10 protein-coding genes are annotated in these 10,318 nt (G+C 52.5%); all 10 read right to left on the reverse strand.

The window, feature by feature from the left end; genetic code table 11:
* Window positions 1-187 precede the first annotated feature (187 nt).
* The 10 genes from HY879_05225 to HY879_05270 all read right to left on the reverse strand — a co-directional run bounded on the left by HY879_05225 (window position 188) and on the right by HY879_05270 (window position 10,303).
* Window positions 188-649: a cache domain-containing protein gene (locus HY879_05225; GenBank protein MBI5602737.1), complete on the reverse strand. Its 462-nt coding sequence runs from the start codon at window positions 647-649 to the stop codon at window positions 188-190.
* 88 nt (window positions 650-737) lie between these two features.
* A complete protein-coding gene (locus HY879_05230) occupies window positions 738-1,880 on the reverse strand; it encodes an NADH:flavin oxidoreductase (protein MBI5602738.1) in 1,143 nt (380 codons plus the stop codon).
* 45 nt (window positions 1,881-1,925) lie between these two features.
* Entirely contained in the window at window positions 1,926-2,903 is a 978-nt protein-coding gene (locus HY879_05235; GenBank protein ID MBI5602739.1) for a hypothetical protein, read from the reverse strand.
* 91 nt (window positions 2,904-2,994) lie between these two features.
* Window positions 2,995-4,572 (reverse strand): cache domain-containing protein, encoded by a 1,578-nt coding sequence (locus HY879_05240; protein ID MBI5602740.1) that lies wholly within the window; start codon window positions 4,570-4,572, stop codon window positions 2,995-2,997.
* A gap of 275 nt (window positions 4,573-4,847) precedes the next feature.
* A complete protein-coding gene (locus tag HY879_05245) occupies window positions 4,848-5,588 on the reverse strand; it encodes an ABC transporter ATP-binding protein (GenBank protein MBI5602741.1) in 741 nt (246 codons plus the stop codon).
* Complete coding sequence (locus HY879_05250) at window positions 5,560-6,297, reverse strand: ABC transporter ATP-binding protein (GenBank protein ID MBI5602742.1); 738 nt, start codon at window positions 6,295-6,297, stop codon at window positions 5,560-5,562. Before HY879_05250 ends, HY879_05245 begins: the two co-directional genes overlap by 29 nt.
* A 19-nt stretch (window positions 6,298-6,316) precedes the next feature.
* Complete coding sequence (locus tag HY879_05255) at window positions 6,317-7,279, reverse strand: branched-chain amino acid ABC transporter permease (GenBank protein MBI5602743.1); 963 nt, start codon at window positions 7,277-7,279, stop codon at window positions 6,317-6,319.
* Window positions 7,280-7,341: 62 nt separating this feature from the next.
* Complete coding sequence (locus HY879_05260; GenBank protein ID MBI5602744.1) at window positions 7,342-8,208, reverse strand: branched-chain amino acid ABC transporter permease; 867 nt, start codon at window positions 8,206-8,208, stop codon at window positions 7,342-7,344.
* Window positions 8,209-8,374: 166 nt separating this feature from the next.
* Window positions 8,375-9,607 (reverse strand): ABC transporter substrate-binding protein, encoded by a 1,233-nt coding sequence (locus HY879_05265; protein ID MBI5602745.1) that lies wholly within the window; start codon window positions 9,605-9,607, stop codon window positions 8,375-8,377.
* Between the two features lie 327 nt (window positions 9,608-9,934).
* Window positions 9,935-10,303 carry an MGMT family protein gene (locus HY879_05270; protein MBI5602746.1) on the reverse strand — a complete coding sequence of 123 codons (369 nt, stop codon included), beginning with the start codon at window positions 10,301-10,303 and terminating at the stop codon, window positions 9,935-9,937.
* Window positions 10,304-10,318 lie beyond the last annotated feature (15 nt).

Consider the following 10,318-nt stretch of genomic DNA (forward strand, 5'->3'; position numbering starts at 1 on the left):
CATGGCTACATAATAATACTAAAATAATATATGTCAAGAAAAAAATGATATTTACATGCCTACAAAATTCATGCCAAAATTAATCCATTTTATTGATTTTTAATAACTTTTCAGCAAAAAGTAGAAGGAAAACCCGTCTGATGGGGGGTCGTCGGGGAGACGGCCTCGGGGAATTTTTACATAGTCATCATTTTTTGTAAATACCGCAGCAGAAAATAAGATCCCCAACTTTTTCACAGTGCATGGATTTAGGTTCAATTTTCTTCGATACCGGATTGGTAAACTTGTAATCCTGCCAGAATTTCCCCTTAGACTTGGCCAGTTCCACCCTTTCCTTAACAAAAGGGACCCCGTCGGAATCCTTCATATCGATCAGGTCCTTGCCGACCATCTTGGCATTGGCCCCGTGGGCTACGCACTTTCCATTCATATCATAAACCGTTACATAGAGGTCCCGGTCGGTAAACTGCCCCTGGCGATTGCCGATTTCGGCAAAGGCTTTATCTTTTCCGTTGGCCTTAAAAAAGGCAATTGCCTTCTTAACCATGGCCTCGGCCTCGGGCGCCGTCCCATGATCTGCGGCATAAACGAACCCTCCCATCATAAACCCTAACAGGCCGATCATCATAACTACCAAAACTTTTTTCATTTTGTCTCCTCCCCCTACTGTCCAATATTTTTTTAAAAACCGGTTTATTCCCGGCCTTAATTATTTATCGGCCTGTTAGGGGAAAACTTTAATCGCTTTCCGGTTTTTCGCCGATGCGCTCCAAAAATTGTTTTTGCCGTGATTTGTTCCACTGGGAACAGAAGACCGGTTTGCCTTTCATAACCCGTTTCATACACAAGGTGCAGGTGTGTTCGCAGGAGACAAAAGGCTCCTGGACCAACCCCTGGGCCTTCTTGGGCCAGAGCGGGTCCGCCAATAAGACCCTGGCCAAACCGATCAGGTCTGCCTGTTGGTCTTTTATGATACAGTTGGCGGTAGCCGGGGTCTGGATCCGGCCGGCGGTAATGACCGGAATCCGGGAAAGGGCGGCTTTGATCCGGGAGGCAAAAGGGACCATGTAGCCTTCCTTCTTTTCTTCCTTGAGATATTCGGGAGAAAAAAAAGAGTCATAGGTGCCGGCCATGACCGAGAGATAGGCCATCTCGCGCTTTTCCAATTCCAGGGCATAGGGGATCGTTTCTTCCAGATGAAGACCGTCCGGCAGCCATTCGTCAGCCAGAAAACGATAGCCTACCGGAAATTCCGGACCCACGGCCTTGAGAACCGAATCAACCACCTGCAAGGGGAAACGCATCCGGTTTTCCAGAGAACCGCCATAGCGATCGGTCCTTTTATTGGTTCGGGAAGACAAAAACTGGACCATCAGATAACCGGTCCCGCCATGAAGTTCGACCCCGTCGAAGCCGGCCTCCTGCACCCTTTTGGCGCCGGCGACATAGGCGGCGATGACCCGCTCGATATCCTCCCCCGTCATTTCCCGGGGGGTGACCTTAGAGGTTTCTATCGGCGATGGAGCGATTTTATCCGACCCATAAGCATAACGTCCGGCATGGTTGATCTGAAGAAAGGCCAGGGCACCCTGTTGATGGATGGTCTTGGCCAGGCCCGACAAACCGAAGAGAAAGCGCTCTTCATCGATGCGCATCGTAAAAGGAGAACCCAGCCCAAGGGGATCGACAGCCACGTTTTCCACAACGATCAGCGAAACCCCGGAAGCGGCCATTTCCTGATAATGATCCAGGATCAGGGAATTGACCGTACCGTCCGGATTGGCATAACCCAGGAACAGAGGGGCCATGGTAATCCGGTTTTTCAAGGTCAGGCCTTTGATCTGAATCGGGGATAAGAGGAAGGGATAATTAGTGCTCATAGGAAACTCCTTTCAGTTTTTGTTATCCGACAGGATTTACAGGATTTATAAGGGAACCTTGATGCCTGTAATCTGGTCCATGGAAAAATCAATGAAGATTTCCCGTTGCTCTCTGTCTTGCAAAAAGACCTGGGGGGAAGAAACGACCTTTCCGATAACCGCGGCTTCGATTTTCCGTTCTTTAAACAGGGCGCACACCTTCTCCGAATTCCCTGCTGGTACGGAAAGGATAAAGCTGAAGCTCTGAAAGGCCAGCAGCCAGTCGCTTAAATCGATCCCCGAAGGCCGGGGGATGGAAGGCAGATCGATGACGGCCCCTTTCCCGGAATTCTCCATCATGATCGCCGTGGTCCCCAGAATTCCGGCATTACTGATGTCTTTAGCCGCACAGGCCAACGTTTTTTCGGCGATCAGCGGCAGAACCTCCAGGCGATAGAGGATTTCTTCCGAAGTTTTCCCTGAATTGGCATCCCAACTGACGACCGACCGGCAGCCCCTTTGCCCCTGAAGATCCACAGCCAGGATCAGATCGTCACCGGTTTGCGCCAGATGGCTACGTAATACTTTTTGGGCCTGCCCCAGGATGGCCACGGAAAGGGCCGGGGCCTGATCCGGGGCATCGGGATGCAAATGTCCGCCCACCATAGGCACGCGAAGTTTTTGACAGCCCTTCCTGATCCCTTCGATGACTTCAGTCCGTCGAACCCCATCCCCGTAGGCCAGAACATTAACCAGGGCAATGGGCCGGCCGCCCATGGAATAGATGTCGTTGACGCTGACCATGACCGCCGCCTTTCCGGCGGCATAGGGTTCGTTGATCAGGAGTTGGGGCATGATCCCATCGGCGGCCAATAGCAAATATTCACCCTTCCAGGGGATCACCGCTGCATCGTCCCCATAATTGGGCAACTGGAGACCGAAAGAGGGTTCCATAACCAGCTTTTCAAAAACCTCCCGGATGGGTTGTTTTCGGGTTAAGCCGGGATAGTTTTTAATTCGGGTGATTAATGAGGAAAGGTCCATAATGTATTATAACAAAATGGAACAAAGTAGTCGAGTCCATAAGATGCCCCGAATGCATTTCTGGAAAATCGGCTTTAAGGCAGTTTCCGGACTAAAATTCCTTAAAATCCCCTTCTCCCATGGGGATGATCTGCTCCGGATTGACTTCTTTCGGCTTCTTCAACGATCCCCTGAATATCTTCCCTTTAACCGTTTCATGATGGGATAAGATTTTGGTCTGATGGCCGATGGCTCCGTTTTGACTTCCGTTAACCACGGCCGCCAACTCTTTTACAAAGGCCTTCATTTGTTCCGCCTGGGCATTCATCTCTTCCGAGGCCGAAGCCGACTCTTCCGCACTGGCGGCATTCATCTGGATCACCTTGTCCATCTCGGCCACCGCCTTGTTTATCTGGTCGATTCCCTGGGCCTGCTCTTGGGAAGCTGCTGTAATTTCTCCCACCAGATCCCCGACTTTTTTCGATCCTGTGGCTACTTTGGTAAAGGCTTCATTGGTCTTCGATACAATATCAGAACCCGTTTTGATCTTTTTCACCGACCCTTCAATCAGATTGGCCGTATTTTTAGCGGCCTCGGCGGCCCTCATAGCCAAATTTCGCACCTCATCAGCCACCACCGCGAATCCGGCACCGGCCTCTCCGGCCCGGGCGGCCTCGACTGCGGCATTGAGGGCCAGCAGATTTGTCTGAAAGGCAATCTCGTCTATCGTCTTAATGATCTTGGCCGTTTCTTCACTGGCCGCTGAAATCGCCTTCATGGACCCGGTCAATTCGGCCATCGAGTGATTGGCTTCATCCACCACCCGGCTCGTTCCGGCCATTAAGCTGTCAGCCTGCCGGGCATTTTCAGCATTGTGTTTGGTCATGGAAGCCATCTCTTCAATGGATGAGGAGGTTTCCTCCAGACCGGCGGCCTGCTCCGAAGCCCCTTCGGCCAAAGACTGACTGGAAGAAGCAACCTGGGAAGAGGCGGAAGCCACCTGATCCGCTCCATCGGTAAGCCCATCGATGACCCGATAAATGGGCCTGGAAATCGACTTGCCCATCAGATAGGAAAAAATTAAACCGCCAAAAGTAATCCCGGCCATAACACCGATGAGGATGTAAAGGATCCTTGAAACTTCTGCCTGCACATCATCGAGGTAGATCCCGCTCCCGATGATCCACCCCCATTCCGGAAGGGCTTTCACATAGGAGATCTTCGGGACCGGCGTTGAAACACCGGGTTTAGGCCAAAAATAATCCACAAACCCCTTTCCCTCCTTCTTACAGACATCCACAAAGGCGACAAACAGTCTCTTCCCGTTAGGGTCTTTTTCTTCGGACAGATTCTTTCCATCCAATTCCGGCTTATAGGGATGCATTACCATGCGCGGTTCCAGATCATTGATCCAGAAATAGTCCTCTTTATTATAGCGGAGGGTTTTAACCGCTTCCTTGGCCCTTTTCTGGGCTTCATCCAATGGCAGGGCGGAGGCCTTTGCCTGTTTGGCATAATAATCCAGGACACCCCAGGCCGTCTCCACCAGTTGCCTGGTTTTTTCGTACTTTGCGTCATACAGGCTGGTCCTGACCTGTGGAATGATCCAGGCAAAAATCAGCGAAAAGCCTATGATAACACTGATACACAACAATAAAATTCTTGTGGAAAGTTTAATCCTGTTTAACATCTTAGCTTCCTTTCTTCACCCTAAACCCGCCGGACCGAATAAAACACTTCGATTTTTTAAAAAGCTGGGAATTTTGATGAATTCATCAATTAGGTTTTCCCGCGATTGCCCCAATCTGATCCGGGGTTCACGGAAATGACGGCATTAGAAACATTGGAAAGGAGAGTGAGAGATACTACCCAAGTGTCTTACGAAAAGGAAAATAGCTAAAGCTGTCAATATTTATATTTTCGGCACGTCGGAAAAAAAACTTTAAAGGGATTTTTTGACCGGGATCATCCGAGCTGGAAATAAACCCGCCTGACTTCATCATTATTTAACAGATCCCGGCTGTTCCCTTCCAGCCCTACCTTGCCGTGCTCCAGGATATAAACCCGCTCCACCAGGTCGAGGGTCAGACTGGCATCCTGCTCAACGATCAAAACCGTCAAGCCCCTCTTCCAGATGGTTTTGATCCCTTCTACGAGCAGGTTTTTCACCAGGGGGGAGAGGCCCACAGAAGGTTCGTCGAGCAAAAGGAGGCGGGGGCTGCTCATCAGGGAGCGGCCTATGGCCACCATCTGCTGCTCCCCCCCGCTAAGGGTCCCGGCTAATTGACGTTTCCTTTCCCTTAGAACGGGGAAAAGACTAAAGACATTTTCCAGGTCGGCTCGAATTTTTTCTTTGTCTTTGCGGAGGAAAGCCCCCATCTCTAAATTTTCGGTCACCGTGAAGTCGAAAAAGAGCTGCCTCCGTTCCGGGCAATGGATAATCCCTTTCCGGACGATCTCATGAGGAGGATGACAGTCGATCCGGTCTCCCTCAAAAAGAATCTCTCCCTCCACCGGGACCAGGGCCGAGATGGCCCGAAGTAAAGTCGTTTTCCCTGCGCCGTTGGGGCCGACTACACCCACAATCTCTTTCTCTGCCAGGCTCAAGCTCAACCCGTTGAGGGCCATGGCCTTCCCGTAAAGGACGCGAAGCGATTTGACCTCCAGCAGATGCACCTTATTCTCTCCTTTCCCCCAGGTAGGCATTGACCACTTTGGGGTTGTTGATGATCTCATCAGGAGGTCCTTCGGCGATCTTGACCCCGAAGACAATGACCGCCACTCGTTCCACCAGCTTCAGCAAGTCCCGCAGGCGATGCTCGATGATCACCATGGCCTGGCCTTTTTTGTGCATGTGCTGAATGGCCGAGGAAAGGATGACTGCGTCCTCCAGGTCCAGTCCGGAAAAAGGTTCGTCGAGGAGCAGGATGTCGGGTTGGGTGGCCATGGCCCGGGCGATGTCCAGCAGGCGCAGTTCGCCAAAAGCCAGATTCTTGACCTTCTCGTTGAAACGGTTCCCCAGCCCCATTTCTTCCAGGTAGGCCATGGCTGTTTTCCAGGGCTTCTCTCCCCGGACTCGCTGCTGCGCGGCCCGCTGGGAGAAGCAGGGTATCATCACATTCTCGATAACGGACATTTCTTTAAACAGGTCCACTAATTGGAAGGTTCGGGCCATGCCCCGGTTGACGATCTGAAAGGGCTTCAGGGTGGTGATGTTCTCCTTTCTAAACCAGACCTCCCCGGAATCGGGGCGGACAAATCCGGTAATCAGGTTGAAGAGGGTCGTCTTTCCGGCCCCATTAGGACCGATGACTCCCAGCAGATCCCCGGGGTTTACCTTCAGATCAAAGCCGGTGATGGCCTGCAGGCCGCCGAAGGCTTTGGACAGATGACGAATCTCTAAGATGGGCTCCATGACGGTTTCCTTTTTTTTCTTATCGCTCCTGCCCGATGATCCGCCGGAAGGTCTGAGAAAAAATTTCCAGCAGACCCTTGGGGGCAAAAAAGATAACCAGGACCACGGCGCCGCTGTAAATGAGCAGGCGCATCTCTCCCAGAAAACGGAGAGATTCATTGGTCAGGGTCAAAAGGTAGGCCCCGATAACCGGCCCGATAATCGAGCCCATGCCCCCCACGACGGCCATCATGAGGATCAGCCCGGAAAGAGAATCGTGGGCCATCTCCGGCCCGACGTGCATCTGCACATGGGCGTACATGGCCCCGGCCACCCCGGCGATGGCGGCGCTGAGGATAAAGGCCGTCACCTTGTAATAGGTGGTATTGATCCCCGACCCTTCACTGGCTATTTCGTTTTCCCCGATGGAACGAAGGATCAGCCCGAAGGAGGATTTGGCGATCAAATAGAGAAGGAAGATGACCGCCAGCATGAACAGGGCGGAAAAATAATAGTTCCCCAGGGGGGAATCGGTAAGGGGTGCTATTCCCGAAAGGCCTTCCTCCCCGCCCAGAAACTTGGAGCTGATCATGCACCATTTATAAAGAAGGGCCCCGAAGCAGAAGGTCACGGCGGCGAAATAGGGGCCTTTCAGCCTCAGGGTCACGGCACCGACGATCAACCCGAACAGCCCGGCAATAATCCCGCCCACGGGCAGGGTCAGCCAGGGTCCCCATCCCAGGTTCAGGTTCAGCACCGCCCCCAAGTAGCCGGAACTGGCGATAAAGAAGGCGTGACCGAAATTAATGTTTCCGGTGAAACCGGAAAGGAGGTCCCAACTACAGGCCAGGATGACGTAATAATGGCAGAGGAAGAGGATCTCCAGGTAATACAGGTCATCCATCATCAGAGGGGCCAGCAGGACTATGAGCCCGAAGGCGGCCAGCCCCAGAAGCTTTTTGTAAATCGATTTCAGACCGAACAAGTCTTCGTATGAATTCATGGGACCCTTTTCTCCTTACGAATCATGAAAATATCGAATAGCGGCCTCCGGGTCCCTCGGTTTCAACCCCGGGAGGACTTTCTTCCGGTCAATCCGGTGGGCCGGAAAATCAGGACTAGGATGATGGCCAGGAGATAGACCATATCCGAATAGTTGGCCGAGAGGAGTATGCTCACCATGGTCTCCGAATACCCCAAAAGCAGACTGGTCAGGATCGCCCCCTCAATACTCCCCAGGCCCCCGATGATGACGATGGCGAAGGCCTTGAACAAAGGGAAGGCCCACATGGTGGGAACAGCTTCCAGGATTGGGGCGATAAAAACCCCGGCCACGGCGGCCAGCCCGGCGGAAATCCCCATGGCCATCAGATAGACCCGCTCATACTGGATCCCGACCAGGATAGCCGCATCCTTGTTCTGGGCCACGGCGGAGATGGATTTCCCCGTCTTGGTCTTCTTGATGAAAAACCAGAAGAGGACCACCAGGGCGGCCCCGACAAAAAAGGTGATCAGCTTCTGAAAGGAGACGAACACCCCGCCCAGGACAATCTCTCCGGTCAGGAAACTCGGAACGGATTTTCCGTAGGATCCGTAAATGCCGAACATGAGCTCCTGAATAAAGAGGGCGAGAGCCAGGGTCAGGATGAGGACATAGGCGTGGCGGTCCCGCATGGGGCGGATGGCGAAACGATCGATGGCCATGCCGATGAGGGCCACGACAGCCACAGACATCAGGGCCGACAGGAGCACATTGATATGGAGGAGGGTCATGAAGGTGTAGGCCAGGTAGGCCCCCAGCATGTAAAAGGCGCCATGGGAGAGATTGATGATCCCGGCCACCCCGAAGATCAAGGTGAACCCCACGGCGATCAGGCTGTAAATCGCCCCCCAGATGGTACCCAGGATAAGGATACTCAAAAACGTGGTCATATCTGCGCTCCGCCCCGAACCGCTTCCCGCCCGGCCGGACTCACTTCAATCAAGTTGGTTGCAATGCCAAGAATCCAAAAGTCAGAATCCAAAAAAATTATGGTTTATTCCCATTCTGAATTCTGGCTCCTGGCTCCTGGATTCCAAAATTGTAAATATTATTTGGTTATGGTTTCCACCAGGCCGGCTTGACGTAATCCCCGGTCTTGAATTTCTCAGGATAGAAGACGACCTGTTTGCCCCCGGCCTGCCACTGGACGAAGGGCATGACGTACCGGCCCTCCAGGAGGTCATGGGTCTGTTTGTCAAACCCGGTCTGGGGATGAAGGACACCCTTGAAGGAGATGGTCTCCAGGCCGGCAACGATGTCATCGGACTTGACCGATTTTTTCTGTTTCATTACTTCGGAGATCAGATAGACCGCGTCATGGGTGAATCCGCTGACGTACATGGGATTGGAACCAAACTTTTTCACGTAGTCGTCCCAGAAGGGGATGGTGCGATCGGTCAGGGGGGCCCGGGCGATCATATTATAGGTCGATTCGTACAAAGAGGCGCCGCCGGTCATTCCCCAGAACTTGGAATCCATGCTGCCCACGTTGGCCCCTCCCATAAGGGCAGGCTTGTTGTCCTGCCAGGCCTTGACCAGGGGGATGCTGGCCCCGTGGCTGACAAGCTCAAAAATCCACTGGGTTCCCAGGCTCTTGATCTTGGAAAAGATGGGGGAGAAGTCCTTGAGTTCCACGTCAAACCGTTCGTAGAGGACGACCTCCAGACCATCCTTTTCCAGGTCTTTCTTCAGGTCCTTGCCGTAGTCTTCGGTCCACTTGGCATTTTCGGCCAGGATGGCGAATTTTTTACAGCCCAGTTTGCCATGGGCGAATTCCTTCAAGAATTTGTGGGCCACAAGCTCCATCCGGTCCGAATTGATCATGTGGCGGAAAAAGTATTTGTTCTTCTGATAATCTTTTTTCACGTTGTTGGTCAGGTCCGTGGAAGCGGTTCCCGTGGAGATCAGGACGATCTTGTAGTTGCCCAGGAAGGGTTGGATGGCCAGGGCGACGCCACTGTTATATTCCCCCACTAGCACGTCGACCTTGTCTTCCATAACCAGTTTTTTCATGGCCGTAATGCCTTTTTCCGGCTTGGATTCCGTATCCCCGACGATGATTTCGATCTTTTTACCGTGGATACCGCCAGCGGCGTTAATTTCCTCGGCCGCCAATTTAGCGGCATTGATGATCCCCTGCCCCACGACCATCTGTACCGGAGCCAGCACGCCGAAACGAACGGTGTCGATTTTGGCAAAATCCCGGTTGACCGCACCTGACGGCGTAACGGCCCATAAAAGACCTAAGAAGGCCATGCCCACTACCCAGTACGTTTTTACATTAAACATTATTTCCTCCTTTTCGGTTGAATTTGGCAGAATTCATAAAACCGGTGGTTCTCTTCTCTTTAAATCGGAAATAGTTGAAACCCGAGGAAGGTACTCAAGGAGGTGCCCGACCTGGAAAATTCAGCGCGCAATGCTTCATTCCATAATCCGGTTGTCTTTGGTCCATATTTTGGAATACCGTTTTAGATGTCTCGGAGGAATGCTAATCTATTCCCTCATATTCCGGAAATGTCAAGCTTTTTTTAGGCGAATCGAGAGCCCTTCTGAGGTTTTGCAACCGGGGGAACTCACGGGCAGGGAATACCCTCTGGGGAAAAAAATAGGGAGTTATTTGACTCTATCATGGGAAAAGGGCAGTTGGGCGTTGATTCGGAAAGCGATCTCCTCCGGTAACTTGAGCTTCCTGATCATCCGCAGACCCGGCCGCCACTGATAGTGATTCAGATCGATCGTTCCATCCGCCCTGAAGGAGACGCCTTCATTTTCCAACAAAGCCCGTTGCAGTTCCCCGCTGCCGACCTTGTAGGTTGAAAGCCCGCCATAATAATTGATTACCCGCTGCCAGGGCACCATTCGCCCACAGGAATATAGGATACGCCCCACTTGTCGCGCGGCCCGCGGGGTATCGGCCAGGGCGGCCACCTGCCCATAGGTCAGGACGTGTCCCGGCGGGATGGCCTGCACAATCTCCAGCACACGCTGCTGAAAAAG

The sequence above is a fragment of the Deltaproteobacteria bacterium genome (assembly GCA_016219225.1).
GTDB lineage: Bacteria > Desulfobacterota > RBG-13-43-22 > RBG-13-43-22 > RBG-13-43-22 > RBG-13-43-22.